General features: G+C 51.2%; 29 protein-coding genes. 19 read left to right on the top strand and 10 right to left on the bottom strand.

Annotated features, from left to right (window positions below; genetic code table 11):
* Positions 1–43 precede the first annotated feature (43 nt).
* From aceE to QWY20_RS05535, 5 genes are all read left to right on the top strand, one after another.
* On the top strand, positions 44–2,710 hold the full coding sequence (aceE, locus tag QWY20_RS05515; protein WP_330128032.1) for a pyruvate dehydrogenase (acetyl-transferring), homodimeric type: 2,667 nt from the start codon (positions 44–46) through the stop codon (positions 2,708–2,710).
* Between the two features lie 11 nt (positions 2,711–2,721).
* Positions 2,722–4,377: a pyruvate dehydrogenase complex dihydrolipoyllysine-residue acetyltransferase gene (gene aceF, locus QWY20_RS05520; protein ID WP_330128033.1), complete on the top strand. Its 1,656-nt coding sequence runs from the start codon at positions 2,722–2,724 to the stop codon at positions 4,375–4,377.
* A gap of 423 nt (positions 4,378–4,800) precedes the next feature.
* Positions 4,801–6,216 (top strand): dihydrolipoyl dehydrogenase, encoded by a 1,416-nt coding sequence (lpdA, locus tag QWY20_RS05525; protein ID WP_330128034.1) that lies wholly within the window; start codon positions 4,801–4,803, stop codon positions 6,214–6,216.
* A gap of 129 nt (positions 6,217–6,345) precedes the next feature.
* Entirely contained in the window at positions 6,346–6,762 is a 417-nt protein-coding gene (locus QWY20_RS05530) for a ribonuclease domain-containing protein (RefSeq protein WP_330128035.1), read from the top strand.
* A complete protein-coding gene (locus QWY20_RS05535; RefSeq protein ID WP_330128036.1) occupies positions 6,746–7,111 on the top strand; it encodes a barstar family protein in 366 nt (121 codons plus the stop codon). Before QWY20_RS05530 ends, QWY20_RS05535 begins: the two co-directional genes overlap by 17 nt.
* Before the next feature lie 138 nt (positions 7,112–7,249).
* On the opposite strand, the gene QWY20_RS05540 is transcribed toward QWY20_RS05535, so the two are convergent.
* Entirely contained in the window at positions 7,250–7,738 is a 489-nt protein-coding gene (locus tag QWY20_RS05540) for a hypothetical protein (protein WP_330128037.1), read from the bottom strand.
* A 338-nt stretch (positions 7,739–8,076) separates the two neighbouring features.
* Entirely contained in the window at positions 8,077–8,472 is a 396-nt protein-coding gene (locus QWY20_RS05545) for a type II toxin-antitoxin system YafO family toxin (protein WP_330128038.1), read from the bottom strand.
* A 420-nt stretch (positions 8,473–8,892) separates the two neighbouring features.
* On the opposite strand from QWY20_RS05545, the gene QWY20_RS05550 reads away from it, so the two are divergent.
* The gene (locus QWY20_RS05550; protein ID WP_330128039.1) at positions 8,893–9,402 is read left to right on the top strand and encodes a hypothetical protein; all 510 of its coding nucleotides are present in this window, start codon (positions 8,893–8,895) and stop codon (positions 9,400–9,402) included.
* Here QWY20_RS05550 and QWY20_RS05555 read toward each other — a convergent pair.
* Positions 9,389–9,934 (bottom strand): GNAT family N-acetyltransferase, encoded by a 546-nt coding sequence (locus tag QWY20_RS05555; protein ID WP_330128040.1) that lies wholly within the window; start codon positions 9,932–9,934, stop codon positions 9,389–9,391. The two genes, QWY20_RS05550 and QWY20_RS05555, sit on opposite strands and share 14 nt — an antisense overlap.
* 128 nt (positions 9,935–10,062) lie before the next feature.
* Here QWY20_RS05555 and QWY20_RS05560 point away from each other — a divergent pair, with 128 nt between their 5' ends.
* The 4 genes from QWY20_RS05560 (at position 10,063) to QWY20_RS05575 (ending at position 11,812) form a co-directional block, all read left to right on the top strand.
* Entirely contained in the window at positions 10,063–10,386 is a 324-nt protein-coding gene (locus tag QWY20_RS05560) for a hypothetical protein (protein WP_330128041.1), read from the top strand.
* Between the two features lie 142 nt (positions 10,387–10,528).
* Positions 10,529–10,798 carry a Rho-binding antiterminator gene (locus QWY20_RS05565; RefSeq protein ID WP_330128042.1) on the top strand — a complete coding sequence of 90 codons (270 nt, stop codon included), beginning with the start codon at positions 10,529–10,531 and terminating at the stop codon, positions 10,796–10,798.
* The gene (locus QWY20_RS05570; protein WP_407935403.1) at positions 10,798–11,349 is read left to right on the top strand and encodes an MgtC/SapB family protein; all 552 of its coding nucleotides are present in this window, start codon (positions 10,798–10,800) and stop codon (positions 11,347–11,349) included. Before QWY20_RS05565 ends, QWY20_RS05570 begins: the two co-directional genes overlap by 1 nt.
* A 73-nt stretch (positions 11,350–11,422) precedes the next feature.
* Positions 11,423–11,812: an acyl-CoA thioesterase gene (locus QWY20_RS05575; RefSeq protein ID WP_330128044.1), complete on the top strand. Its 390-nt coding sequence runs from the start codon at positions 11,423–11,425 to the stop codon at positions 11,810–11,812.
* A gap of 37 nt (positions 11,813–11,849) precedes the next feature.
* On the opposite strand, the gene QWY20_RS05580 is transcribed toward QWY20_RS05575, so the two are convergent.
* On the bottom strand, positions 11,850–12,341 hold the full coding sequence (locus tag QWY20_RS05580; RefSeq protein ID WP_330128045.1) for an aldolase/citrate lyase/malate synthase family protein: 492 nt from the start codon (positions 12,339–12,341) through the stop codon (positions 11,850–11,852).
* 159 nt (positions 12,342–12,500) lie between these two features.
* Between QWY20_RS05580 and QWY20_RS05585 the strand changes: the two genes are divergently transcribed.
* The 5 genes from QWY20_RS05585 to QWY20_RS05605 all read left to right on the top strand — a co-directional run bounded on the left by QWY20_RS05585 (position 12,501) and on the right by QWY20_RS05605 (position 18,179).
* Entirely contained in the window at positions 12,501–14,009 is a 1,509-nt protein-coding gene (locus QWY20_RS05585) for a DUF3612 domain-containing protein (protein WP_330128046.1), read from the top strand.
* A 61-nt stretch (positions 14,010–14,070) separates the two neighbouring features.
* Positions 14,071–14,478 carry a YacL family protein gene (locus QWY20_RS05590; RefSeq protein WP_330128047.1) on the top strand — a complete coding sequence of 136 codons (408 nt, stop codon included), beginning with the start codon at positions 14,071–14,073 and terminating at the stop codon, positions 14,476–14,478.
* A 163-nt stretch (positions 14,479–14,641) separates the two neighbouring features.
* Positions 14,642–14,980 (top strand): P-II family nitrogen regulator, encoded by a 339-nt coding sequence (gene glnK / locus QWY20_RS05595; protein WP_091343543.1) that lies wholly within the window; start codon positions 14,642–14,644, stop codon positions 14,978–14,980.
* 11 nt (positions 14,981–14,991) lie between these two features.
* Positions 14,992–16,263, top strand: a complete 1,272-nt coding sequence (locus QWY20_RS05600; RefSeq protein ID WP_330128048.1) for an ammonium transporter — start codon at positions 14,992–14,994, stop codon at positions 16,261–16,263.
* 983 nt (positions 16,264–17,246) lie between these two features.
* Positions 17,247–18,179 carry a Dyp-type peroxidase gene (locus tag QWY20_RS05605; protein ID WP_330128049.1) on the top strand — a complete coding sequence of 311 codons (933 nt, stop codon included), beginning with the start codon at positions 17,247–17,249 and terminating at the stop codon, positions 18,177–18,179.
* A gap of 20 nt (positions 18,180–18,199) precedes the next feature.
* Here QWY20_RS05605 and argR read toward each other — a convergent pair whose 3' ends face one another.
* Positions 18,200–18,667: a transcriptional regulator ArgR gene (gene argR / locus QWY20_RS05610; protein WP_091343761.1), complete on the bottom strand. Its 468-nt coding sequence runs from the start codon at positions 18,665–18,667 to the stop codon at positions 18,200–18,202.
* Between the two features lie 167 nt (positions 18,668–18,834).
* On the opposite strand from argR, the gene mdh reads away from it, so the two are divergent.
* Positions 18,835–19,773, top strand: coding sequence for a malate dehydrogenase (gene mdh, locus QWY20_RS05615; protein WP_330128050.1), 939 nt, complete (start codon positions 18,835–18,837; stop codon positions 19,771–19,773).
* Positions 19,774–19,834: 61 nt separating this feature from the next.
* Here the strand turns inward: mdh and QWY20_RS05620 are convergent, their stop codons facing one another.
* The 4 genes from QWY20_RS05620 to ygfZ all read right to left on the bottom strand — a co-directional run bounded on the left by QWY20_RS05620 (position 19,835) and on the right by ygfZ (position 22,738).
* The gene (locus QWY20_RS05620) at positions 19,835–20,218 is read right to left on the bottom strand and encodes a bactofilin family protein (protein WP_330128096.1); all 384 of its coding nucleotides are present in this window, start codon (positions 20,216–20,218) and stop codon (positions 19,835–19,837) included.
* Positions 20,179–21,132, bottom strand: coding sequence for a M23 family metallopeptidase (locus tag QWY20_RS05625; RefSeq protein WP_330128051.1), 954 nt, complete (start codon positions 21,130–21,132; stop codon positions 20,179–20,181). The genes QWY20_RS05620 and QWY20_RS05625 overlap by 40 nt, the downstream gene beginning before the upstream one ends.
* 128 nt (positions 21,133–21,260) lie before the next feature.
* Complete coding sequence (locus QWY20_RS05630; RefSeq protein ID WP_330128052.1) at positions 21,261–21,746, bottom strand: FKBP-type peptidyl-prolyl cis-trans isomerase; 486 nt, start codon at positions 21,744–21,746, stop codon at positions 21,261–21,263.
* Positions 21,747–21,757: 11 nt separating this feature from the next.
* Positions 21,758–22,738 (bottom strand): tRNA-modifying protein YgfZ, encoded by a 981-nt coding sequence (gene ygfZ, locus QWY20_RS05635; RefSeq protein ID WP_330128053.1) that lies wholly within the window; start codon positions 22,736–22,738, stop codon positions 21,758–21,760.
* 181 nt (positions 22,739–22,919) lie between these two features.
* Here ygfZ and QWY20_RS05640 point away from each other — a divergent pair, with 181 nt between their 5' ends.
* Together QWY20_RS05640 and QWY20_RS05645 are read left to right on the top strand one after the other, a co-directional pair.
* On the top strand, positions 22,920–23,171 hold the full coding sequence (locus tag QWY20_RS05640; protein ID WP_330128054.1) for an FAD assembly factor SdhE: 252 nt from the start codon (positions 22,920–22,922) through the stop codon (positions 23,169–23,171).
* The gene (locus QWY20_RS05645) at positions 23,158–23,601 is read left to right on the top strand and encodes a protein YgfX (protein ID WP_330128055.1); all 444 of its coding nucleotides are present in this window, start codon (positions 23,158–23,160) and stop codon (positions 23,599–23,601) included. The genes QWY20_RS05640 and QWY20_RS05645 overlap by 14 nt, the downstream gene beginning before the upstream one ends.
* Positions 23,602–23,623: 22 nt before the next feature.
* Here the strand turns inward: QWY20_RS05645 and nadB are convergent, their stop codons facing one another.
* On the bottom strand, positions 23,624–25,225 hold the full coding sequence (nadB, locus tag QWY20_RS05650; protein WP_330128056.1) for an L-aspartate oxidase: 1,602 nt from the start codon (positions 25,223–25,225) through the stop codon (positions 23,624–23,626).
* 176 nt (positions 25,226–25,401) lie between these two features.
* Here nadB and rpoE point away from each other — a divergent pair, with 176 nt between their 5' ends.
* A complete protein-coding gene (gene rpoE, locus QWY20_RS05655; protein ID WP_330128057.1) occupies positions 25,402–25,977 on the top strand; it encodes an RNA polymerase sigma factor RpoE in 576 nt (191 codons plus the stop codon).
* The last annotated feature ends 17 nt before the right edge of the window (positions 25,978–25,994 follow it).

The raw sequence follows: 25,994 nt of genomic DNA on the forward strand, positions 1-25,994 counted from the left end.
CAGGATGCAATCCTGAACTGTGAACAACCTAAGGAATCCCGATATGTCTGAAGTCAGTCAAGTGGACATCGACGCACTCGAAACCAAAGAGTGGCTGCAAGCACTGGAGTCAGTGGTCCGTGAAGAAGGTGTTGAACGTGCCCAGTTTTTGCTGGAGCAGGTGCTGGAGCAAGCCCGGCTGGAAGGGGTGGACATGCCAACCGGCGTTACCACCAACTACATCAATACCATTCCGCCACAGGATGAGCCTGCTTACCCTGGCGATGTCAATCTGGAACGGCGCATTCGTTCGGTGATCCGCTGGAACGCCATCATGATCGTATTGCGGGCTTCGAAAAAAGATCTGGAGCTGGGCGGCCATATGGCGTCTTTCCAGTCCTCGGCAGCGTTTTACGAAACCTGTTTCAACCACTTTTTCCGTGCGCCAAACGACAAAGATGGCGGCGATTTGGTGTTTTATCAGGGGCATATCTCCCCCGGTATTTATGCCCGTGCTTTTGTGGAAGGCCGCTTAACGGCTGAGCAGTTGGATAACTTCCGGCAGGAAGTTGGCGGTAAGGGTTTATCGAGCTACCCGCACCCGAAACTGATGCCAGAGTTCTGGCAGTTCCCAACGGTATCGATGGGCCTGGGCCCGATTGCCGCCATTTATCAGGCGCGTTTCTTAAAGTACTTAAACGGTCGTGGTTTAAAAGATACCAGCCAGCAGCGCGTTTATGCCTTCCTTGGGGATGGTGAGATGGACGAGCCGGAATCCCGTGGTGCCATTTCTTTTGCTGCGCGTGAGGGCCTTGGTAACCTGTGCTTCCTGGTCAACTGCAACCTGCAGCGGCTGGATGGCCCAGTGATGGGCAATGGCAAAATCATTCAGGAGCTGGAAGGCCTGTTCCGTGGCGCTGGCTGGAATGTGATTAAAGTGGTGTGGGGCAGTGGCTGGGACAAGTTGCTGGCCAAAGACACCACCGGCAAATTGCTGGAGCTGATGAACGAAACGGTCGATGGTGATTACCAGACCTACAAATCCAAAGATGGTGCCTATGTGCGTAAGCATTTCTTTGGCCGTTATCCGGAAACCGCGGCCTTGGTTGCCGACATGACCGATGAAGAAATCTTTGCCTTGAAGCGCGGTGGTCACGAGCCATCCAAGCTGTATGCGGCCTTTAAAGCGGCGCAGGACTGCAGCGATAAGCCGACGGTCATTTTGGCGAAAACCGTCAAAGGTTACGGCATGGGCGAAGCGGCCGAGGGCAAGAACATTGCTCACCAGGTGAAGAAAATGGACATGACGCATGTGAAGCAAATTCGCAAGCGTTTGAAGCTGGAAGACTTTATCAGCGAAGACGAGGTCGATGCGCTGCCGTACATCACGCTGGAAGAAGGCACGCCAGAGCACAGCTACCTGCACGAGCGCCGCAAAGCGCTGCATGGTTATACCCCGGTGCGTTTACCACGCTTTAGCGCTGAGCTGACCCTGCCTGAGCTCAGTGCGTTCGAGCCGCTTTTGGAAGAGCAAAAGCGCGATATCTCCACCACCATGGGTTTTGTGCGTGCACTGAACATTCTGTTAAAAGACAAGCACATCGGCAAGCAGATTGTGCCGATTATTGCCGATGAGGCCCGTACGTTTGGTATGGAAGGCTTGTTCCGTCAGATTGGGATTTACAACCCGCGCGGCCAGGGCTATACGCCAGAAGATCGCTCTGTAGTGTCCTACTACAAAGAAGATGTGTCGGGCCAGGTGTTGCAAGAAGGTATCAATGAGCTGGGCGCGATGTCGTCCTGGGTAGCGGCAGCAACCTCGTACAGCACCAACGATTTGCCGATGATCCCGTTTTACATCTACTACTCGATGTTTGGTTTCCAGCGGGTCGGCGATATGGCCTGGCTGGCCGGTGATCAGCAGGCGCGTGGTTTCCTGCTGGGGGCGACCGCCGGTCGTACCACACTGAATGGTGAAGGTTTGCAGCACGAAGACGGCCACAGCCATATTCAGGCCGGTACCGTACCGAACTGCATTTCCTACGATCCAACCTACGCTTACGAGCTGGCGGTGATCATTCAGGATGGTATTCGTCGCATGTACGGGCCGGAGCAGGAGAATGTGTATTACTACATCACGGTAATGAACGAGAACTACCACCATGGTGCTATGCCAGAAGGTGCCGAAGAGGGCATTCGCCGCGGTATTTATAAGCTGGAAAGCTTAACCGGCGACAAGGCGCAGGTGCAGCTGCTGGGTTCGGGCACCATCCTGAACGAAGTACGCAAGGCGGCGCAAATCCTAAGCGAAGAATACAGCATTGGTTCCAATGTTTATTCCGTCACCTCGTTCAACGAGCTGGCACGGGATGGTCAGGATTGTGAACGCTTTAATATGCTGCACCCTGAAGCTGAGGAAAAAGTGCCGTACATCGCTACGGTGATGAACAGTGCCCCAGCCATTGCTGCCACCGATTACATGAAGAGCTACGCCGAGCAGGTGCGGGCCTTTGTGCCGGCCGATTCGTACAAGGTGCTGGGCACCGATGGTTTTGGTCGCTCCGACAGCCGCGAAAACCTGCGTCGTCACTTTGAAGTGAACGCGGGCTACATTGTGGTAGCTGCGCTGAATGAGCTGGCGAAAAAAGGCACGCTGAAGAAGTCGGTGGTGGCTGAGGCCATCAAAAAATTCGACATCGACAGCGATAAAATCAACCCACTGTACGCCTAAGAGGATGACCAATGAGTATTGAAATTCATGTGCCGGACATTGGCGCCGATGAAGTTGAAGTGACTGAAATTCTGGTCAGCGTTGGCGATACGGTGGAGCCCGAGCAGTCCCTGTTGACGGTAGAAGGCGACAAAGCCTCGATGGAAGTACCGGCCAGCGAAGGCGGCGTGGTGAAGGCCATTAAAGTGAACACCGGCGATAAAGTCAAAACCGGTAGCCTGATTATGGTGTTTGAAGCCGCTGATGGCGACAAAGACGATACTGCAGACAAAGACGAAGCGGCCACATCGGATACGGCTGCCAAGGATAGCGCTGATGATGCTTCAGACGATGAGGCGGCAGGTAGCGAAGAGAAAGAAGTAGAAGTACCGGATATCGGTGGCGATGAAGTTGAAGTCACGGAAATCATGGTCAGTGTTGGCGACAGCGTTGAAGCCGAGCAATCATTGCTGACGGTGGAAGGCGATAAAGCCTCGATGGAAGTACCGGCACCCTTTGCCGGTACGGTGAAAGCCATCAAGGTAACCGCCGGTGATAAAGTCAAAACCGGTAGTCTAATCATGGTGTTTGAAGTGGCAGGCTCTGGCAGTAAGGCCAGCAAACCGCCTCAAAGCGAGAAAAAAGCTGAGAGCAAGGCCGATGCCAAAACGGAGCAGCCGGCCAAGTCGGACAGTAAAGCAAGCTCAGACAGCAAGCCTGCTGCCAGCGACAGCAAAGCAGCCGGCAAGGACGAGTTTGTTGAAAATGCAGCCTATGCCCATGCGTCACCAGTAGTACGGCGCTTAGCGCGCGAGTTTGGCGTGAACCTGGCCAAAGTCAAAGGTACCGGCCGCAAAAACCGGGTGCTGCGTGAAGATGTGCAGAACTACGTTAAAGCGGTGGTGAAGCAGGTGGAGTCTGGCAGCGTTAGCTCTGGCTCCGGCATGGACGTGCTGGCCTGGCCGAAAGTGGATTTTGCCCGCTTCGGCGACATTGAAGAAAAGCCACTAAGCCGTATTCAGAAGATTTCCGGTGCCAATTTGCATCGTAACTGGGTGCGTATTCCGCATGTAACCCAGTTCGACGAAGCGGATATCACCGGGCTGGAAGACTTCCGCAAAGAGCAAAATGCACTGGCTGAGAAGAAGAAGCTGGGTGTGAAGTACACTCCGCTGGTGTTCATTATGAAAGCGGTGGCCAAGGCGCTGGAAGAGTTCCCGACCTTTAATTCGTCGTTGTCGGAAGATGGTCAGAGCCTGATCCTGAAAAAGTACGTTCACCTGGGTATTGCGGTTGATACGCCGAATGGCCTGGTGGTGCCGGTGGTGCGGGATGTCAACACCAAGGGTGTGATTGAACTGTCGAAAGAGTTGATGGAGATATCTGCCAAAGCCCGTGATGGCAAGCTGACCTCGTCCGATATGCAGGGCGGCTGTTTTACCATCTCCAGCCTGGGTGGCATTGGTGGTACCGCCTTTACCCCGATTGTGAATGCGCCTGAAGTGGCTATCCTTGGCGTGTCCAAATCGGAAATCAAACCGAAGTGGAATGGCAAAGAGTTTGAGCCGAAGTTGATGCTGCCATTGTCGGTCTCCTACGACCATCGGGTGATTGACGGTGCGCTGGCGGCACGCTTTACTGCCACTTTGGCGAGTTATCTGGCGGATATTCGTCAGATTATTATGTAATCCCGGCTGAAGCCGTGTTGTTGTTCTTTTGGATGTTACAACAAGGCTGGCTAGGAGTTGACCGGGTACGCTAAGCAGACGCTTTTTGCCAGGGTGGCAACACATTCGCCGGGAGCGAATTTGGACAGCTGAGCTGGCCCTTTAGGGGGAACTGCATGGATGCAGTTCACAAACCAGCCCCCAGGGATGGGTTTACGGCGTGTCTGCGTGCGCTACCCGGTTAACTCCTTAAATCAACACTATGGGTGGCGACATGGGCGGTGTCGGTCATCAAACTTTTGTTGCTGCGCTGAAAAGTTACAAGACATCATTCAGGCTGAATGCTAAAATTCAGCCACATTTTTCGTCGGCAGCCTGCGCGGTTGGAAGCAACCACTCAGTACGCGCGCTGCCACTATGGTTCACAAGGTGAAAGGTATAACGATGAGCAAAGAGATCAAAACGCAGGTCGTGGTATTGGGCGCAGGCCCTGGTGGCTATTCCGCAGCATTCCGTGCTGCCGACTTAGGCCTGGACGTAACCCTGGTAGAAGCCCGCAGCACCCTGGGTGGTGTTTGTCTGAACGTGGGTTGCATCCCTTCCAAAGCCTTGTTGCACGTTGCCAAAGTGATCGACGATGCCAAAGAAATGGCATCCCACGGCGTAACTTTTGGTGCGCCGGAGATTGATCTGGACAAAATCCGTGCTTGGAAAGACAAAGTGGTTGGTCAGCTGACCAAAGGTCTGGATGGCATGGCGAAGATGCGTAAAGTCAACGTCGTCAACGGTTACGGCAAGTTCACCGGTGCCAACACCCTGCAGGTGGGCGATACCACCATTACCTTTGAGCATGCTGTGATTGCTGCCGGCTCTGAGCCAGTATCGCTGCCGTTTATTCCAAAAGACGACGACCGCATCATCGACTCGACCGGCGCGCTGGAATTAAAAGACATTCCTGGCGAAATGCTGGTGCTGGGTGGCGGTATCATTGGCCTGGAAATGGGTACTGTGTACCGGGCTCTGGGCTCCAAAGTATCAGTGGTTGAATTTGCCGACCAACTGGTGCCAGCAGCCGATGCCGATATCGTCAAAGCCTACACCAAGTTCAACAGCAAAAACTTCACCATCATGCTGTCGACCAAAGTGGTGGGCGTAGAAGCGAAGAAAGATGGCCTGTACGTGACCTTTGAAGGCAAAAACGCGCCAGAAAAAGCGGTTCGTTACGACAAAATTCTGGTGGCAGTTGGCCGTAAGCCAAACGGCAACCTGCTGGATGCGGCCAAAGCCGGCGTGAACGTGGACGAGCGTGGCTTTATCAATGTCGATAAGCAGCTGCGTACTAACGTCAAGCACATCCACGCCATTGGTGATGTGATTGGCCAACCGATGCTGGCGCACAAAGCGGTGCATGAAGGTCATGTGGCTGCAGAAGTGATTTCTGGTATGAAGCATTACTTCGACCCACGTGGCATTCCTTCAGTGGCTTACACCGATCCGGAAATGGCCTGGGTAGGTGTGACCGAGAAAGAAGCCAAAGAGCAGGGCATCAAGTACGAAGCAGCGACCTTCCCATGGGCAGCTTCAGGCCGTGCCATCGCTTCTGCCCGTACCGAAGGCTTCACCAAGCTGATTTTCGATAAAGAAAGTCACCGCATTATTGGTGGCGCCATCGTTGGTATCAATGCCGGCGAAATGCTGGGTGAAATCGGCCTGGCCATTGAGATGGGCGCCGATGCCGAAGACATCGCCCTGACCGTGCATGCTCACCCAACGCTGAACGAGTCCATCGGCTTAGCCGCCGAAATCTACGAAGGCTCGATCACCGATTTGCCAAACCCTAAGGCAAAGAAGAAAAAGTAATTTTTCTTTAGTAAATCAACTAACAAAGGCCGCAAATGCGGCCTTTGTTGTTTCTGTTACTTGGTTTTAGAGTGTTGTATGATTTTTTATAGTTGCGCTGAATAGGCAGTGTCTTAAAAAAGGATTTTTATGAAGAAACTTCTTGTTGCTTTACTGGTTCTGGCCGGTTTTTACCACTTTTACCAGGGCGATAGTGATCAGCCATCGGTAGCTCCAGGAGCTGAAGTCACCCAGTCTGGCAGCAGTGCACAACCGCGCGTGTCTGCACAGCAGTTGGAAATGCAAAAAACGCTGCAGCGGATCCAAAGCAATGGCCCTTTTCCGTATGACCGTGATGGCATTACCTTCCACAACCGGGAGCGTTTATTGCCGATTAAACCCCGAGGTTACTACCGCGAATATACAGTGAATACACCAGGTCTGTCACATCGCGGGCCAAGGCGAGTAGTCACTGGCGGAAATCCGCCGACAGTCTTTTATTACACAGAAGATCACTATCAATCCTTTCGTCGCATCAGTGGTGACCTATATGAACGCATTCATTGACCACCCATCTGTGCAGTTGCGGTATGAAGCTGCTCCGGCCGATGCTGTCTGCCTTGCTTGCGATGGTCGTGTAGATAGAGAAACGATACTTGCCTGCCTTGCCACTCACTTTCAGTTTCCAGATTATTTCGGCAATAATTGGGATGCAGTTTATGATCTGTTACTGGATAGAGTGGATGCACTGGCGGTGGACACAGGTTGGCGTTTTAGTTCAGGCTCAGCTGTGCAAACAGATCCCGAGGCCATCACCAGCTTTTTGCAGCTGATGCAGGATCTGGTTGATTATGCATCCGACCAAGGGTTCCGATTACAAGTTGAGTTCTATCTGGAGCCCGGTCAGGCAGAGTGACTTACTGGTTACTATCAAAGTAGACACTGCTTGGCTTGAGTACGGTAAAGAATCTATCATTGATTTGCCAATCCCAAAAGCAAAGAAAAAACTAACCTTTGTTGTTGATAGAAATTGGTGGTTAAAGTTTTTAAACTGCTATTTCGCACTCTCAACGCCTTTTGTCAGAAAAGAACAAGTGAGTTGGCTTTTCTGGGATTTGCTCAAATCGGTAAGGTAAGCTTGTTCCAAACGAACGTAAATCAAGCTGCTGCCTCTGGCTACTCTGGAAATTGATGCCGGGTTCGAGCAGGGAAAATAGCCTGCATGCTCGAATCTATTCTTTTGCATGAATGGAATGAGGGAGGCAATCATCACGCTACCAATAAACCAGCTAATCAGCAACAGGCCTGCATGTCGATAGATAACGCTGGTTTTGTGTTTTAATCCCGTATATTGCACCAGGCTAAGCAGCCAAAAAATAGACATCAGCAGTAAAGCACTTACGCCGGAGTCATATGCAATGACCGGTTGCTGCTGTTGCAGCGCTTGCTCTACACGGTAGATATCGTAAATCACATACCCTATGGCGAAGATGGCCAATATATTTAAAGAGACAAATATCAATTGTGCAGTTTTAGGCTTCATCCAAGCTCTTCATTTACCGTGGAATCTTAAGAAGGTTGCATATAATGCGTTGTATCAGACTTCTTCCCAAGAGTCTGGACTGACATCATGCTTTTTCCTTGGCCACTCGGGTTCTGAGTCAAAATCAGGCCACGAAATTGGTATTTGCCGGACTAAATCTTGTAGTGTGACATAGGCTACTACCACACCTTCATACTGTGTTTCCCAGGTACTACCGTTCCAACTAATGAAGTCGAATTCGCCCGCTCCTTTACCATAACGTACTGCTACGAAATGTAAGCCTATTTCAGTTGGGTTACCAACTTGCCAGTTTATAGTTTGCATTTTTTGTCTACTCATTAAAACGACTCTCTGAATTTCTCAGCAATATCAGCAAGTTCAAGCAGGTAAAGTGGCATTGTTCTGTAGGTTTGATGTGCACTCTCAAGGATTGCAATCAACAAGAAGCAGTCACTTTGGATAGCACCTTGGCAGTAAATCAATGCTGTGTCACTGGTTTTGTTAAACGAGATCTTATGTATAGTCCAGTTTTTTGATGTCGCATCTTTGATATGAATGTGTTGCAACCCTGCTTCTTTAACCGCAAATGGGAAGTCATAAGGTACATCACGACCAAACAGTTCTGGTAACTTACCTGTCGCTTTATAGATTTTAAAGTCATCTATCAACTTGCTCAATACATGAGAAGGGCTTGTACTCTTTAGACGCTCATGAACAAACACTCTAACTGGCATTGGCTTTAGTCCATCTCAACAATTTTAAGGAATGGTTTGTCTTTGGGTTGTCTTTGGTAATCCTGTTTCGCGGAGTCTGAGATATTCTTAAGGCACTCAGCGGTCACAACAAAGTTTAGAGACTCCTTTGTTCGTTGCACTTTTTCGACGATTAATAGCTTTTTCTTTTTCATGAAATATAAAACCTCTTATTAAGTTTTGTTATGATATCAATCAATTAACTTTGGTTGAGTATATCTCGTTTCTTATTAGTTAAAAATATGATTTTACTTAAAGGTTAGTGTAAGGGTTATCTTGGCAGACGAGATCATGTGTACTTCTAAGCTTTGTAACAACTCAGGAAAATCGTTACATATTCGTATGTGCTTTTTCTGTAAAGCCTTGCTAGGGTTGATGGATTCATCTGGTTAGGAGTGTGTTATGCGCCAACTCAACTGCCCTGGTTACTTCCTTGTTGGTTTGTCCGTGCTGTTTATTACCGCTCAAATGAGTTGGCAGTGGTTGCAAGGGGGCATTAATGCCCATCATTTGCTGGCGAACCCAAACCTTCCGGCAGTCTCCGATGCCTGGGGGGTACTAATTATTCTAGTGCTGGCCTGGTTGGCTGCTAAGCGGCTTTCGCAAGCGCAGAACTCAGCAGCTTTTTGGTATGGGCTTGTACTGGCTTTGGCGTATGGGATGCTGCTAGTTTTATTGTATCTCAATGGTATTAGCCAGCCGGTGGCGCTGTTATTTTTTGGTACCTACCTGTTAGCACTGCTACTGCCTTTGCACCGCCCGGAAATCGTACTGGGCTATGTGGCGGCGTTAAGTCTGGCCTTTGGGGCTGTGCTGCCGTTGTTGATGTCGAGCCCGGCCATTTTGATTGCCAGGCTGGCGGCGAAGGGGCGACGCTGGCTGCTGCAGCGCCGGTCACTCAAACAAGCTTAAGCCGGTACAACACCGCATCCAGCTCACCGAAAGAGTCGTGGTGGCGGTATTTCTTCACAAAGGTCATGCCAAGCTTACGCATCACGCCAATGGAGCCCAGGTTATCTTCAACCGCAATTGCCGATAAAGAACGCACCTCGGGTTTATTGGCCAGCACGGCTGTGGCGACGGCCTGGGCTGCTTCGCTGGCATAGCCCTGGCCCCAATAGGCACGCTTAAAGCGCCAGCCAATTTCTACATCGTCTTCGGCAGGTGCATCGGTATCAAAACCCATAGGCCGGATCAGCACCCAGCCTAAATAGGCCTGATCGCTCAGCCTGCGCAGCTGCCAGATGCCAAAACCAAGTGCTGGATCGAGGTACTTCGCCATGCGGGGTAGCATGGTCTGTTCAATATCGGCCATGCTGCTGCGCTTACCGCCATTGAGGTAGCGCATCACTTCTTCGTCCTGATCCACTTCGTACAATAGCTCAGCGTCCTGCATACTAAGCAAGGTAAAGGTAAGGCGGGCTGTATTTGGTACAGTAAGCATGCTCATGTTCCCCTCTGTGTGAACTTTGTGTATATTCTAGTGTTTATTTTGGTTCATCTTAATGAACATCATCAAATGCTTACCCTGACAGCGAGCTGAAATTTACCGCAATAGCAAGGATAGCCTGTATGCTCTCTAAACAACAATACAGCATGGCGGGATGGGCTTTCGCCATTTATGGCGGCTCTGGCGTGCTCTGGTTTTTCAACCTACAGCTGTTAGATATCAGCTACCAGCCTTTCTTACATCTGTTGCCGATCCCGTTCTTGCTGCACGTGAACCTGATACTCATGATTGATTTTTTAACCTTGCTTTGTGGTATCTATTTGCTCAAGCAACATGATTCTGTGCATCGGGTGGCACTCCCCGTTGCTATGATAAATTTACTGGCACTACCCATTGGCACCATGGTTGGTGGCTTGTATCTGTGGTTTTACTATAAAAGAGAGTAAGCGCTTTGCGGCTGGTTGAAGGTTTGTCGTTCTATTCTGTCGTGAACTCTGTTTCAACAAGGCGGTGAAATCTGCTGCTTGAGGTTGTTTGGGTTTATAACTCAGCTACACTCAAATCAATCTCATCACTTTGGAAACTATCATGATTATCGACTGCGATCAGCACGATTGGGTAGAAATTTTTTGTTTACGCAAACAGCTGCTGTTGCTGAATTTGCAGGATGGGACCACGAGGACAGTAAGAGCCGCAGGAACCCGCAATACGGCAGAGCAGGAATACCTTTTGTGTGAAACCGACCGTGGTGAGCAGACTATTCCATTGTTGGCGATTGCCAGCATTCAGCCACTGCATGATTGTGGCGAGGCCGATGGTGCAGTGATAACGCTGAAGCTGCAGGAAGGGCCTCAATGATGGAGCTGACCGAACTGCTTGATCTCAGCCCACTGGCCTGGCAGGAAATAGCCACGGCATTGTTTTGTGGTTTTGTGATTGGCTTAGAGCGGCAATTGCGCGGCAAGCCGGCTGGTATTCGCACCTCGATTCTGATTGTGCTCGGCACCTATGTGTTTATTGCCGCCTCGGTGTCGACCAATACTGAAGTAACTGATCCATCCCGTATTATCGGCCAGGTGATTACCGGGGTAGGTTTCCTGGGCGCAGGTGTGATGCTGACCCGCGATGGCATGGTATTGGGCGTGACCTCCGCAGCCACCATCTGGATGTTGGCTGCCATTGGTGTTTGCATCGGCATTGGTCAGGATGCTGCGGCCATTAAGTTGTCTTTATTGGTGGTGACCGTGCTGGTGGGCATTGATGTGCTGGAGAATTCGTCTTCGGCGATGCGTCGGGGTGTGCACCGCAAATACAGTGAATGGACGGAGCGTAACGGCTCCATTTTTAAACGCCGCAAAAGCGACCGGTTAAAAGCTCCCTGGCAGGATCCGGATAGACCTGGATCCTGACAATAAATCTGACCAGCTGAGTGATATTCCTTGATACACTGACCACCTATTTAAACCATTTCGCTACGGAGAAGTGCAGGTGTTTGCGGTTGAATTTAAAGTACGTGACTACGAGTGCGATATGCAGGCTATTGTCAATAATGGGGTCTATTTCAATTACCTGGAGCATGCCCGTCATGAGTTTTTGCACAGCAAGGGCATTGATTTCGCCGAGTTAGCCCGCCAGCAGGTCAATCTGGTGGTGGTGCGCTCAGAACTGGATTACAAAGCTCCACTACAAAGTGGCGATCTCTTTGTAGTCACGGTCGCGTATGAACCCATCTCCAAATTGCGGTTTGGTTTTCGCCAGCAGGTGATCCGCAGTCGCGATCAGAAAGTGATGCTGGAAGCTTTGGTGATTGGTACGGCGGTGAATGCCCGAGGGCGACCATTTGTACCTGAAGCATTGAGCTTGTTAAGTTAACATCAGGGCGGTATTGCCGCCCTGATTGATCCATGAATTAACCAATCTGATAGTCCTCACCATCCGGTGCGGTGAATTGTTTTGGCTCGGCAGCCAACTGGCGGCCATGTACCAGGCTGAACCAGGCTTGCTGTTCGGGCAGTTCCACCTGAATATCGCTGATGCCGGCGGCGTCGCTGTGCTCACCGTGGCCCAGGCTGATTTCAACATGGCGGCCGTCTTGTTTGAACACCAGCGCATCCGGCGCGCTTTTGCGACCGCACAGTGCAACAAACTGCCCAGGTTGTTGCAAACCGGCTTTGCGGCCATCGGCGAAGAATGCCAGCAGATGCTGATAGTACACTTCGTACTGACAGACATCGCGGTGCGAGCCCTCAGTTAGCGGAAATAATTTATCCAGCAAGCCTTTGGAATACGCCATGACTTGCTGGACATGATGCTCGTTCAGTTGATGGATCTGGCTGATCTCTTGCTGAATCAGCGGTTGAACATCGCGCTGGGTGGTAGCGGCTTGTGTCATCGTATTCATTGTCAATTCCTCACTCTCTATCCGTATGGTTTGCCCGTGGTTCATGCCACTGGTGCTGTCGGGTACCGGCAGGGAGTTATTGCCCTTGCTCGATTTTTAGTCTAGGCTAATTTTCAGAGTAATTTGACAATAAAAATTTTACAGTGTGAATTTTACAAAATGAAAGCCAATAAATCCTTGCTGCGAAAGTCCCATTTCCTGGGTACCAAAATACGAAACTTGCGTAAACGCAATCACTTAACCATGGACGACTTGTCGACACGTTGTGTGCGGGTGAGCCCTGAGTACGCTCCTTCGGTTTCCTATTTATCCATGATAGAGCGTGGCAAGCGGGTGCCCAGTGTGGAGATGCTGGAAGTGATTGCCGAGGTATTTCAAAAGCCACTGGACTGGTTTTTGGATGGTGAGGAGCAGCAGGAAGATATTATTCCGAATAAAGGCAGCCGTGGCGGCATTCATGGCATGCCACTGGAGCCGGGTTTTTTGTTCTCGCCGGATATCCTGCAAATTGCTTTGCCGGAAATGTTGTCACAAACCGGTACCAGCTCACGCCAGTTTGCCCAGCTGTTGATCCGGGCGCACCAGGAGCATCATCAAAATCATTTTCCCGAGCTGGAACGGGCCGCAGAGGAGATTGGTTTAAAGCGCATGCCACTGAGTGTCGAGGATTTGCTGCAGCTGGCGAAGGCCCAGGGGTTGCAGATCAGCTGGTTTGATGAAGTGCCGGCAGAGGTGGTGGATGAGCTGGGAGTGCGCAGCAACAATGTGCCGACGTCCTGGTTCGAGCCGCCAAAAGCGTTAAAACTAAACCGCTTGCTGCAGCAGTTCCCTACCCGGTTGAAATACGAGCTGGCGGTGCATATTGGTCATGCTGTGTTGCACAACAAAGATGGTGTAAAAAGCGCCATGTCGGTTGGGGGGGCGCACAGTTCCGGTGCTATGGTGACCGACCGGGTGTCGCCGGAAGATATTCTGCATGCCTGGCGTGACTTTGAGTCCAGTTTTTTTGCCGGAGCTTTGCTGTGTCCAAAAGTGCCGTTTCGCCAGTTGCTCGACCGTCATGGTTATGAAATCAGTAGCCATAAGCTGGCTGAGGTTTCGGCTTCGGTCGCAATGCGCCGGATGACGGCAGTATCCAGCTACCCGCATTGGCATTACTTTGATGCCTATACACCGGGGAAGTTAAAAGCGGTGTATCGGGGCAATGGCATCCCGCTGCCCTGGGGTAATATGCGGGCCGTGGAGGACCCTTGCCAACATTGGGCGGTTTTTCGCATGTTTGATGTGAAGGGGCAGGGCAGTTCGGCTCAGTTGTCTTTGCTCGATGTGCATGGCCGGCCACGTATATACTGCTGCGAATCGGTGCGGGTGACCGATCTGGCCGGTAATGCGCATGTGCTTTGTGCTGGCATTGATCTCAACCCAGCGCTGGAAGCGCAAGGTTTGGATGCAGACAGCCTGGCAGCGGATATGAAAGCGCTGTGCATTGCCGAGGGCGGTGGTGCCAGGATCCCCAGTTCGGTGCGAAGCCCGCTCATTAGTGTGGCCAATATTCTGAATATTAACTGGATAAGTCGCAGCCTGGACAAGCCAGCTGAACTGATTTGCTCGCGCGGCACCAGCTGTCCGCGCCAGCCAACCTGCTATCAGTGTCCAGAGCGGAAATAACCGTCGATGCGCAGCATGGTGGTTGGCTTTGCGCTATAATCCAGAGCAGGAGGTAAGCACTGTGGATTACGAATTTTATTACAGCCGGGACAGTGGCAATTTTAGTTTGCAGCTACCATCCGAGCAAGATGCGATCGCTCGTTTCCTGCTGGATGAATTTGTACTGGATCAGGCCGGTTATCATGGGCTGCTGCGGGATTTGCATGGTTTAGGTCAGCACAGCAGCTGGCAGTATCAGGGCAAGAACTGGTCACTCTTTGTCGAGGATGGCGATGTGCTGGTGTGTCATCACGCCTTGCTGGAGCTGGAGCATGAACCCTTGCCGGATAAACTGGCTGGCAGTGAGCTCACGCTGGACGAGGACAATTTACAGGCAGAATGTGGCCTGGTCGATTTGATTAAGCTGGTAGAGCAATGGCAGGTGTTTGTGGCCGGGCAGCAGGCCAAATTGAATGGTGCTTACCGCTAAGACTGCACTTTCGCTGGGAATCAACGCACCTTCATGGTGCGTTTTTTTATGGCAAAACAGAAAATAAATAACTTATCACTTCTTATTCAGTGACTTATAAAACTGGCACACGACTTCCTTATGCTGATGGCAACCATAACGATAAACCCAGAAGGAAACATCTATGAAGCTTGTATGTGCCATCATCAAGCCCTTTAAGCTGGACGATGTTCGCGAAGCCATCGCGGAGATTGGCGTTGAAGGCTTAACGGTCACCGAAGTCAAAGGCTTTGGGCGGCAAAAAGGGCATACCGAACTCTACCGTGGTGCTGAGTACCAGGTGGATTTTCTACCCAAGGTCAAACTGGAGATTGCCACGCTGGATGAGCATGTAGATCGTTTGATCGCAGCCATTGAAAAAGCGGCCTGCACCGGACGCATCGGTGACGGCAAAATCTTTGTGTTTGAGCTGTCGCAGGTGGTACGGATCCGTACCGGTGAAACCGACGCAGACGCCATCTAGGGAGAACGACCATGCAAGAACAAATCTATCACTTACAATTTGCCATGGACACCTTCTATTTTCTGATGTGTGGTGTGCTGGTGATGTGGATGGCTGCTGGCTTTTCGATGCTCGAAGCTGGCATGGTGCGCTCGAAGAACACCACCGAAATTCTGACCAAAAACGTCGCGCTTTATTCCATTGCCTGCATCATGTATCTGATCTGTGGTTATCAGCTGATGTATCAGGGCGGTTTTTTCTTAAGCGGTATGACCGAGCTGGATGTCGATGCGACCCTGGCCGAATTTGCCGGTCGGGAAGATGGTTTTACCGGCGACTCTATCTATGCCGGTGCGTCCGATTTCTTCTTCCAGGTGGTCTTTGTGGCAACCGCGATGTCGATAGTCTCCGGTGCTGTAGCTGAGCGGATGAAACTATGGGCTTTCCTGGTGTTTGCTGTTGTCCTTACCGGGGTAATTTACCCGGTACAAGGCAGCTGGACCTGGGGTGAGCTGCCAGTGTTTGGTTTGTATGACCTTGGCGAGCTAGGTTTTTCTGATTTTGCTGGCTCAGGCATTGTGCATATGGCGGGTGCGTCTGCTGCCCTGGCTGGTGTGCTGCTGCTGGGTGCCCGCAAAGGCAAATACACCGCTGATGGCAAAGCCCACGCTATTCCGGGAGCCAACATGCCACTGGCTACGTTAGGTACTTTGATCCTGTGGATGGGCTGGTTTGGTTTTAACGGCGGCTCGGTGTTAAAGCTGGGCGATATGGCCAATGCCAACGAAGTGGCGGTGGTGTTCGTCAACACCAATGCGGCAGCTGCTGCCGGTGCCATTGGTGCGCTGATCCTGTCGGTGGTACTGTTCCGTAAAGCCGATTTAACCATGGTACTTAACGGTGCTCTGGCTGGTCTGGTCGCCATTACCGCCGAGCCTTCTACCCCGACACCATTGCAGGCTACCCTATTTGGTGCCATTGCTGGTTGTATTGTGGTCGGTGCCATTATCGGCATGGATAAGCTGAAAATCGACGATCCGGTCGGTGCCATTTCGGTGCATGGTGTGGTCGGTTTGTTTGGTCTGCTCCTGGTGCCATTAACCAACAGCGACAGCAGTTTCAGCGGCCAGTTAATTGGTGCTGCCACGATCTTTGTCTGGGTCTTTGTTACCAGCCTGGTGGTGTGGGCGATTCTGAAGCAAGTGATGGGCATTCGTGTCAGCGAGCAGGCTGAGTACGAAGGGGTCGATCGGAGTGAGTGTGGTGTGGAAGCCTACCCGGAATTTGTTTCTTCAGTAAAGTAATGGAACCGGGAGATGTCGGTGGCGTCTCCCGGCACCTGGCTGATTCGGCCTTAGCCACAGGTAAAGCCGGATTAGCAGGAACCTGAGGGTTCGGGCCACCAAGATTCTATGGAAACAATGAGATCATCTCGCTGCAGCTTGGTTAGGGCAGCGGGATTTTTTATCGGGAATAAAAGAAAGGGCCAGAAAAGAAAACGGCCGCACTACTACTAGCGGCCGTCTTGCGTCTTGTGCTCAGCTTCCTGCTGTTGCTATCCTTGCCTGGCTTCCTATGCCTTCATCCTGAAGGTTCCATGCATGGCCTTCCTGCCGTGTCCTACTCTCCTTAGAAGCGGCTTCCTGCTGCTTCACACTCATCCTGAGTGGTCCTGCTTCATCCTTGGGTTCCATCTGCGCTAGTCAATCGAAATCCTGTCGATCGTGGCGTCCTGCCTGGTCCCTTTACTGACTTTATCCGAAAGTCACTTGCTGTCCTTTGCGTGTCCTGTGCATCCTGCCCTGGCTGCCTTGCCATGGTTACTCATCCTGAGTAAGTCCTGCGGTCATCCTGACCGGCATCCATTGCCTGCATGTCATCCTATCATGCGGGTTCGTCCTGAACCTGTCCTGAATCGTCCTTCACACATCCTGTGCATCGCTATTCACTTAAAATGACATATAATAAGTGACATCCTGTTGCGCTTTGTTCATCCTGAACCTGTCATCCGCTGACATGGTTATTATCAGCTGAACGGGTGGCGACAGCCAGCGAGTGTAAGAAAAAATCTTTGTTGTCATATTATTGTAAAAGTGAGTTTTTTCTTTAAATTAAATATAAAACAATAACTTACTTTTAGGTGGTGGTGTGTGTAAGGCAGTTTTTGCCGCTTTGGCGCACCTGTTTGTGAGATATATCTCACAAGGAAATAGGATAATTGTCTTTTCAGGCCCCAGGGCAAGGTGAGGAATGATCACCGTTTAAGGATTAAAGGAGTACAAAACGCATGGCAAGAGAGCAATTGGGCATTTGTGCTGAAGCCAATTTGCATGGGGATTATCTGCTTTTGAATGCGTTGGATGGACAAGAAAGCTTTATCAGGCAGCAACTGGCGCAGATCCCTGCCTTGCTGAGCCAGCTGGCGGATCACTTTTCCGAAGCCATGCTGACTGGGGTGGTCGCTGTTGGTGCCAGCTACTGGGACAGTTTGTACCCTCAGGCCCGACCGGCCGGTTTGCTGCCTTTTCCGGTGCTGGAGTCGTCTGAACTGCTGATGCCTGCGGACTCCTTTGATTTGCTGTTGCAAATCCGCTCGGATCGACAGGATGTGAATTACCTGGTAGCGCAGCAGTTGTTTCAGATGTTGGCGCCTGCAGTAGAACTGGTAGAGCAAATACGTGGTTTTCGTTATCTGGATGGGCGGGATCTGACCGGTTTTATTGATGCACCGGAAGCCGTGCGAGGCAGAAAACGGCGGGAGCTTGCACTCTTGACTATGGAGCAGGAGCCGCAGTTTGTGGCGGGCAGTTATCTTCATTTACAACGCTTTCGGCATGACATCAAGCGCTGGCAGTTGTTACCGGTGTCGGCCCAGCAAGCCATTATTGGGCGCAACAAAGCCGATGGGGACTGGCTGCCTCTGGCGCAATTGGAGTCCGATTGCCACAGCCTGTGTTTCTATCAGGATAAAGATCGACAGCAGCCGTTACCGCTGCTGACGCAAAACATGCCTTTTGCAGATTTAAAGCAGCAAGGATTGATTTGGCTATCCTACAGTGCAGACAGCACGGCTTTTGAAACGCTGATGCGCCAACGTTTGGGATTAAATGAACTGGCTACAGATGCTTACGATCGCTTGCTGGATTACAGCCAGGCTGACTTGGGAGCTGCATTTTTTGCTCCTTCGGTCAGCTTTTTAGAGCAGTTTGAACGTGGCTAAGTCTCTGTTGTTGCAGCGGCTTATACCTTCTCAAACAGCTCAGTTACTTTCTCCAGGGTAAAGTTGATATTTTTGACGCTGATGGGGGCAATAAAGATGGTATCGTCACCGGCGATGGTACCCAGCACACCTTCTGCCTTGCCAACGGAGTCCAGCAAGCGGGCAATCAATTGAGCGGCACCCGGACTGGTTCGAATAATGATCATCACATCATTGTGTTCGATATCCAGCACCAACTGACGCAGCGGGCTCTTGGTGGTTGGCACTCCCAGCTCCGGCGGCAAGCTGTAGACCATTTCTTGTTTAGCATTGCGGGTACGAACAGCGCCGTACTTACTGAGCATACGGGATACTTTGGATTGACTGACATTATCAAAGCCAAGGGCCTTGAGTGCATCGACGATATCGCCTTGCGAGCCAAAGCGTTCTTCTTTCAGCAAATTTTTAAATGCCTGGATCAGGGCTTCTTGTTTGGATTGCTTGGTCATAATGGTCACTTCTCTGTACGGCTGCGCCATTCTGGCAACATCTGCTTGCTTTAGTATATTACTAAAGTCTGTGCAGTAAATTAACTCAAAATGGGGTAAAATACCCGCGATTTTATTCAATGCATGCATATTTATGCCTGCTTACCAGTTGAACAAGGGGATTTCCAATGAAAGTAGCTGTGTTAGGTGCGGCCGGTGGGATTGGCCAGGCGTTATCGTTGTTATTGAAGCTGGACTTACCAGCCGGGACTGAACTGGCCCTGTATGATCTGGCGCCGGTAACCCCAGGCGTGGCCGTAGACTTAAGCCATATCCCAACCGCTGTGCAGGTAAAAGGCTATGGTAAAGATGATTTGGCGCCTGCGTTAAAAGATGCAGATGTGGTGATGATTCCTGCTGGTATGCCTCGTAAACCAGGTATGGACCGCTCTGATTTGTTCAATGTGAATGCCAATGTCGTGAAAACGCTGGCCGAAGCCATTGTTGAGCAGTGTCCAAAAGCACTGGTTGGCGTGATTACCAACCCTGTGAACACCACAGTTGCTATTGCTGCTGAAGTATTCAAAAAAGCGGGTACTTACGATCCACGCCGTTTATTCGGTGTCACCACCCTGGATGTGATCCGTGCCGAGACCTTTGTGGCGGAATTAAAAGGCAAGAACCCGGCTGATATCACGGTTCCGGTGATTGGCGGTCATAGCGGGACCACTATTTTGCCTTTGCTGTCTCAGGTAGCGGGTGTGAGCTTTAGCGATGAAGAAGTAGCAGCGCTTACCCACCGCATTCAAAATGCCGGTACCGAAGTAGTGGAAGCCAAAGCCGGTGGCGGTTCAGCAACCTTGTCGATGGGCCAGGCAGCCGCGCGCTTCTGTGTGTCTTTGGTCAAAGGTTTGCAAGGTGTGGAAGTAACCGAGTACGCTTATGTGGAAGGTGAAGGCGAGCATGCCCGCTTCTTTGCACAGCCGCTGGTGCTGGGTAAGAATGGCGTCGAGCGTCTGTTGCCTATCGGTAGCCTGAGCGCCTTTGAGCAAAAAGCCATGAGCGAGATGTTGCCCACGCTAAAAGGCGATATCACCCTGGGTGAAGATTTTGTACAAAAAGCTTAATTAACTGATTTTAATAAAAAAACCGTGCAGAGCACGGTTTTTTTATGAGAGAAGTCAGGGACTAGCTGGCAGAGCTGTCTTTTTTGCTGGTTTTATCGTTCGTTAACTCGGCCTTGGCACCATGTTGCTGTAGCTTTACCACCTGATCTTCGGTCGTTGGTTGGCTCTCGCCAATAAAGTGGCCACCGCGCTCAATGCTGAGCTCATCACTGTGGATAGTTCCCTGCGCTTTGCCATGGGGCAGTATTTCCACATGGTTGGCATAGCACTCCCCCTCAAACAAACCGTTGATAATGACTTTATCGGCGATAATCTCGCCTTTTACCCGGCCAGAGCGGCTGATGATCAGCGTTTTTTCGGTGTTGATTTTCCCTTCCATGTAGCCATCGACATGGATATCGCAGGTTAATCGGAAACTTCCGTGGAAGGAGCTGCCTTGTGCGATGACAGTAGCAGCTGATTGCTTACCTTTGTTTCCAGCATGCTGACTAAAGAATCCCATTGGATACTCCTTTCTTGTGCAAATACATGGTCGAAGTTGGTCGCATCCCAATCCATAAAGGCTTGTGGATTGATGGGCCGATCAAGAAAGTGTACTTCGTAATGCAGGTGTGGTGCAGTTGATGCACCGGTATTGCCAACAGTTGCAATCAGCTGACCTTTTTCGACAAAGCTGCCAGCCGTGACTTTAAATTCGTGCAAATGCGCATACAGTGTTGCAAAACCAAAAGCATGGCGAATTTTCAGCATGTTGCCATAACCACCATTACTGGGGCGAACACTTTCAACGACGCCATCGGCAGGTGCATAAATGGGGGTACCACGGTTAGCCGCTAAATCAACACCGCGGTGATGACGCTGATTGCCATGAATAGGGTGGGTGCGATTACCAAACCGTGATGAGCGATAACGAAATTCCAGCGGCGAGCCGCTTGGGATCATCTGGAGCATGGTGCTGCGAACGGCGGAGTTGATGGTGGCAATATCCAGCCGCTGATCCAGGTTTTGATTGCTATAGACCTGATCCAAGCCAAGGGCTTGCTCAATTTCACCAAGCCGGCTGGTGGCCATATAAATTTCGTCACTCCGTTCAGCCAGCTCATCTTCCAAAAAGCCGCGGTGGCTCTCCAGCCGGGCAATATCAGCCAGCAGCTGTTCAGTATGCTGTTCCAGCGTTAGCTGTTGCTGGTGATGCTGATCCACTTGCTTCAGCAGGTAATTGACAAAAATAACGGTGCCAAAGGTCATCAGGCCCAGCATCATGGCAACGATAGCAAAATAGCGGCGCAGCAATTTACCAATGGTGTAATGGCGTGAGCCATGAATACTGGATATGGAAATAAGCAGTCTGTCTTTCATACTACCTGCTGGCTGAGTTGATTCGCGGCGAAAAGAACTGAAAATAAGGTGAATTGGTGATGCTGTCAAGTTTTGTGCAAATAAGAGCCACCTGGCAGCCGGTGCAACCAGGTGGGATCCATTAGCGCTTAATGGCCGGCAGTGCCGTCCAGACCATGGGCATGACCATGGGCAATTTCGTCTTCGGTGGCTTCCCGCACCTGCACCACTTCGACATCGAAGGTTAAATCGATACCGGATAACGGATGATTGCCATCTACCACGACTTCTTCATCGCCCACTTCGATAATGATGACTGAATGTTCACGACCATCCGGGCCAGCTGCGCGAAAACGCATACCGACATCCACGTCCATGCCTTCAAACATCGACCGTGGCACCGATTGAATCAGTTGATCATGACGTTCGCCATAAGCTTCTGCTGCTTCGATGGTAGCATTAAAGGTATCACCCGGGGCTTTGCCAGCCAACGCTCTCTCCAGGCCTGGAATCAGCGAGCCATGGCCATACAGAAAAATCAGGGGATCGCCGCCGAAAGATGAATCCAGTTCTGTGCCCTGGGGATCGGTCACTTTGTAATGCATGGCGACGACTTTGTTTTGCGAAATAGACATGAAGACCTCAGTTATTGAAGAGTGTATGGCAGAGGGTGCAACCTGAGCAGCGTTTCTGGCTCCGTTGCCAACCTCAGCTGTGTGTCCGCTGTTGTATCATTCGGCAGTACCGCCAGCAACCAAAGCTGCTGATTGACATTGACGGCATTGATGACCTGGCCAGCCCGACGCCAGTTGGTATCCAGTTGCATTTCAATATCACTGCCAGCGACAGGGGTGCTGTCCGCCGGGGCGGACAAAATGTAAGCAGCGCGTTTGTTTTTACCCAGATACTTCATCCGGGCGACCATTTCCTGGCCAAGATAACAGCCTTTATCGAAGCTGATGGCATCCTGAGCCTGTAAGTTTAGCATTTGTGGCACGAACTGGCCGATGTTTTCTTGCTCCAGATAGCAAAAACCATGCTGAATATGGGCCTGCAGCCAGCGGGTAGGGGCTGCAAAAGGTAGTGTGTTATCGGTCAGCCATTGGTGTGCTTGCTGGTGACTGCACAACACCAGATAGTGATCGTCGGTCAATGCCAGCAAGTGCATGCCTTGATGCTGTTGGCGATGACCGCTTTGGAGTGGGGAAAATCCCAGTTGCTGTAGTAACTGCTTTACTTCTGCCTCAGCGCCAGTTACTCCAAAGACAGCCCATTGCTGGTGGCCAGGCTCAAAGCTGACTTTGGAGAATACGCCAAACTTTTGCCACTGTGCTAACGAAGCGGCTAATTCATCGCGATAAGCCACCACCAGTAAGTCGTTGCTGCTTTGCTGCAGCAGGTGGAATACCGACCACATTTTGCCTTTGGCATCGCAATGCGCACCGCGCAGAAAATTATCCGCATTCAGGCGTTTCAGATCGCAGGTGGTCTGGCTTTGCAGGTACTTCTCTGCATCCGGGCCGTTTACACGCAGCACATCAAAACCGGGCAAAGGGACAATGCAGGCGGCACTTGATCGATTGGAGAGGTGAGCCAGTTGCTCGGCTTGGATCCAGCTGGATTGCATAGTGTTACACTTCGTAAAAGAGGGCACATACCCCAGATCATTGGGGATTTTGACCAAAAGCTCAACCCCGGCACAGGTATTTTTCTCGCAACATCTGCTGTCAGTTCGTATCGGTCTGGATGATTTTAGGTATAATTCAGTTTCACCTCGTACACTCATCTCACTGAGGAGCACTGTGTTGATGTCCGATTTAATGAGTAAACCACGGTTACGCTGGGCCTGCCGTCGTGGCATGCTGGAGCTGGATGTGCTGTTGGCCCCTTTTGTTGAGGAAGGCTATGATGCTCTCAGCTTGGCGGATAAACAGGTGTTTGAGCGTTTGCTGGCTTGCGATGATCCTGATCTGTTTGCCTGGTTTATGGGGCATGCTAAAAGTGATGATGCCGACTTGCAGCGTTTGATTGGCGTGATTTTGGATCGTGTTCGCGTCTAGCATCTGTCTCAGCCAGTCCCGCTGGCGGCGAAGTCTGTTGTTGGCCTTACTGGCAGCAGCCCTGGTGCAAAGCCTGTTGTTGCCGCTCCAAGGGTTTTGGTTGGTTTTTTTTGGGCTTCTCTGGTTTGTGTTTGCCTGGTTATGGTGGCAAAGCTGGCAGCAGACAGAGCCACCGCAAACCTTGCTGCTTGGTGAGGCAGGGGAACTGCGATGGTTGCCAGCCCTTCGTCCCTCTGGCGTGCTGCTTGGCAGCAGTCTGGTGCTGCCCTGGGCTACTTTGCTTTGTTGGCGCACTTTGCCGGATAAAGCTGCGCCTGCTGGCCATCTGCATTATTACTGGCTTATGGCCGATCAATGCAGTGACGAGGATTATCGGGCAGTCGCCAGAGCCATCCGGGCCTGCCGTTGGCAGCAGGCTGGCGTGAACTAATACGGCAAAGAGTTCAGAACCGTTAGGGCTGATTCGGGCTTAATATCGTTGGTGTGGCCTCATCATCACTCAGTGTGCGTGGATAATCCAGGTTGTAGTGCAGGCCACGGCTTTCTTTGCGCTCTAAGGCACTGCGAATAATCAATTCGGCCACTACGACCAGATTACGCAGCTCCAGCAGGTTGTTGCTTACTTTAAAGTGGCTGTAGTAGTCCTGAATTTCTTGCTTCAGTAGCTCTACCCGGTGCAGAGCCCGCTCTAACCGTTTATCGGTCCGGACTATACCCACATAATCCCACATAAAGAGGCGTAACTCATGCCAATTGTGGGTGATCACGACTTCTTCATCCGAGTCACTCACCCGGCTTTCATCCCATTGTGGCAGACGCTCTGGCAAGGTGGTGCTTGCCAGCTGCGAAAGGATATGGCGTGCTGCGGCCTGGGCGAATACCACGCACTCGAGCAGGGAGTTGCTGGCCATGCGATTGGCACCGTGCAGGCCAGTGTAGGCGACTTCACCAATCGCGTACAGATTGGCAATATCCGTTTGGCTGTTTAAGTTCACCATGACGCCGCCACAGGTATAGTGGGCTGCTGGCACCACGGGAATGGGCTCTTTGGTGATATCCAGTCCCACACTCAAACATTTGGCATAGATGGTTGGGAAATGTTCCAGAATAAAATCGGCCGGTTGATGGCTGATATCCAGATAGACACAGTTCGCACCAAGGCGCTTCATTTCATAGTCGATGGCCCGGGCTACCACATCACGGGGTGCCAGCTCTGCCCGCTCGTCAAAATCCGGCATAAAACGACTGCCATCCGGGCGTTTGAGATAGGCGCCTTCACCACGCATGGCTTCAGTAATTAAAAAGTTGGGGGCATCCGGGTGGTACAGGCTGGTGGGGTGAAATTGATTAAACTCCATGTTGGCGACCCGGCAACCTGCCCGCCATGCCATGGCAATGCCATCGCCACTGGCCACATCCGGATTGCTGGTATACAGATACACCTTGCTGGCCCCCCCTGTAGCCAGGGCAACAAAGCGCGCACGCACCACTTCGACTTTCCGCACTTGCTGGCTCCAGATGTAAGCACCAAGGCAGCGACTTTTATCGGCATTGGTGATTAAATCGATGGCGTGATAATGTTCCAGCAGCCGGATATTCGGATGTTGCTTTACTTGCTCAACCAGCGTGATTTGGACGGCTTTGCCGGTGGCATCGGCAGCGTGCAATATCCGGCGGTGGCTATGCCCCCCTTCGCGGGTGAGATGGTATTTTACTTTGCCGTCCTGATCCTGGTATTGATCAAAAGGCACGCCTTGTTGAATCAGCCACTGCATGGCTTCCTTGGCATGTTCGGCGGTAAATTGCACCGCTTCTTTATTGCACAAGCCTGCACCGGCCACCAAGGTATCATTGACATGACTGGCAATGCTGTCATTCTCGTCAAAAACGGCGGCAATCCCACCTTGAGCATAGAGGGTTGAGCCTTCACGCAAGGCGCCCTTGCTAAGCACCAGCACCTTGGCATGGGCCGCCAGTTGCAACGCCAGCGACAAGCCAGCAGCACCACTGCCAATAATTAGTACATCACATGGGTATTCTTTTTGCTCTGTCATAAGATACACTGTTGCGTTGGGTTCGCACTTACCAAGGCGATAACATACGCTTATTGTAACTTTTTCCTGCAAGGGGCAGAACTATTTATGACACCTTTTGTCCTAATCAGTACGCTAGACGAGCGCCAGTTACAAAAAACTAAAGAAGTAGAATGGGTTACAGGGGATAAGCTCGGATGAGCGAGCAAGAATTGGATTGGCAAATTGTCCAGCGTGTGCAGCAGGGCGACCAGGCTGCCTTTAATCTGCTGGTTAAAAAATATCAGCACCGAATTACGAACTTAATTTCGCGTTATGTCTCTAACCATGGTGATGTGGCGGATGTAGCGCAGGAAGCTTTCTTAAAAGCGTACCGGGCTTTACCCGGCTTTCGCGGTGACAGTGCATTTTATACCTGGCTGTACCGCATTGCTGTCAACAGTGCCAAGAATTACCTGGTCGCGGCGTCTCGTAAACCGCCGGCCAGTGATGTCGATGCGGATGATGCTGATTATTTTGACGGCAGTGATGCATTGAAAGAGCAAGATTCACCGGAGAAGCTATTGCTGTCCGATGAAATCCGGCAGGTGGTGTTCGACACCATCGAAAACTTGCCGGAAGAGTTAAGAACAGCCATTACACTGCGTGAATTGGATGGCTTGAGTTACGAAGAGATTGCCGATGTGATGGGTTGTCCCATTGGCACTGTGCGAAGCCGGATTTTCCGGGCTCGTGAGGCCATAGACTTACAGCTTAAACCTTTGCTAAGCTAAGCATAAGTGAATGACAG

The sequence above is a fragment of the Alkalimonas cellulosilytica genome (assembly GCF_036325985.1).
Lineage (GTDB): Bacteria > Pseudomonadota > Gammaproteobacteria > Enterobacterales > Alteromonadaceae > Alkalimonas > Alkalimonas cellulosilytica.

Coding starts and splice junctions, on each gene's coding strand:
- aceE (WP_330128032.1), top strand. CDS start 44: ATGTCTGAAGTCAGTCAAGTGGACATCGACGCACTCGAAACCAAAGAG.
- aceF (WP_330128033.1), top strand. CDS start 2,722: ATGAGTATTGAAATTCATGTGCCGGACATTGGCGCCGATGAAGTTGAA.
- lpdA (WP_330128034.1), top strand. CDS start 4,801: ATGAGCAAAGAGATCAAAACGCAGGTCGTGGTATTGGGCGCAGGCCCT.
- QWY20_RS05530 (WP_330128035.1), top strand. CDS start 6,346: ATGAAGAAACTTCTTGTTGCTTTACTGGTTCTGGCCGGTTTTTACCAC.
- QWY20_RS05535 (WP_330128036.1), top strand. CDS start 6,746: ATGAACGCATTCATTGACCACCCATCTGTGCAGTTGCGGTATGAAGCT.
- QWY20_RS05540 (WP_330128037.1), bottom strand. CDS start 7,738: ATGAAGCCTAAAACTGCACAATTGATATTTGTCTCTTTAAATATATTG.
- QWY20_RS05545 (WP_330128038.1), bottom strand. CDS start 8,472: ATGCCAGTTAGAGTGTTTGTTCATGAGCGTCTAAAGAGTACAAGCCCT.
- QWY20_RS05550 (WP_330128039.1), top strand. CDS start 8,893: ATGCGCCAACTCAACTGCCCTGGTTACTTCCTTGTTGGTTTGTCCGTG.
- QWY20_RS05555 (WP_330128040.1), bottom strand. CDS start 9,934: ATGCTTACTGTACCAAATACAGCCCGCCTTACCTTTACCTTGCTTAGT.
- QWY20_RS05560 (WP_330128041.1), top strand. CDS start 10,063: ATGCTCTCTAAACAACAATACAGCATGGCGGGATGGGCTTTCGCCATT.
- QWY20_RS05565 (WP_330128042.1), top strand. CDS start 10,529: ATGATTATCGACTGCGATCAGCACGATTGGGTAGAAATTTTTTGTTTA.
- QWY20_RS05570 (WP_407935403.1), top strand. CDS start 10,798: ATGGAGCTGACCGAACTGCTTGATCTCAGCCCACTGGCCTGGCAGGAA.
- QWY20_RS05580 (WP_330128045.1), bottom strand. CDS start 12,341: ATGAATACGATGACACAAGCCGCTACCACCCAGCGCGATGTTCAACCG.
- QWY20_RS05585 (WP_330128046.1), top strand. CDS start 12,501: ATGAAAGCCAATAAATCCTTGCTGCGAAAGTCCCATTTCCTGGGTACC.
- glnK (WP_091343543.1), top strand. CDS start 14,642: ATGAAGCTTGTATGTGCCATCATCAAGCCCTTTAAGCTGGACGATGTT.
- QWY20_RS05600 (WP_330128048.1), top strand. CDS start 14,992: ATGCAAGAACAAATCTATCACTTACAATTTGCCATGGACACCTTCTAT.
- QWY20_RS05605 (WP_330128049.1), top strand. CDS start 17,247: ATGGCAAGAGAGCAATTGGGCATTTGTGCTGAAGCCAATTTGCATGGG.
- argR (WP_091343761.1), bottom strand. CDS start 18,667: ATGACCAAGCAATCCAAACAAGAAGCCCTGATCCAGGCATTTAAAAAT.
- mdh (WP_330128050.1), top strand. CDS start 18,835: ATGAAAGTAGCTGTGTTAGGTGCGGCCGGTGGGATTGGCCAGGCGTTA.
- QWY20_RS05625 (WP_330128051.1), bottom strand. CDS start 21,132: ATGAAAGACAGACTGCTTATTTCCATATCCAGTATTCATGGCTCACGC.
- QWY20_RS05630 (WP_330128052.1), bottom strand. CDS start 21,746: ATGTCTATTTCGCAAAACAAAGTCGTCGCCATGCATTACAAAGTGACC.
- ygfZ (WP_330128053.1), bottom strand. CDS start 22,738: ATGCAATCCAGCTGGATCCAAGCCGAGCAACTGGCTCACCTCTCCAAT.
- QWY20_RS05640 (WP_330128054.1), top strand. CDS start 22,920: ATGTCCGATTTAATGAGTAAACCACGGTTACGCTGGGCCTGCCGTCGT.
- nadB (WP_330128056.1), bottom strand. CDS start 25,225: ATGACAGAGCAAAAAGAATACCCATGTGATGTACTAATTATTGGCAGT.
- rpoE (WP_330128057.1), top strand. CDS start 25,402: ATGAGCGAGCAAGAATTGGATTGGCAAATTGTCCAGCGTGTGCAGCAG.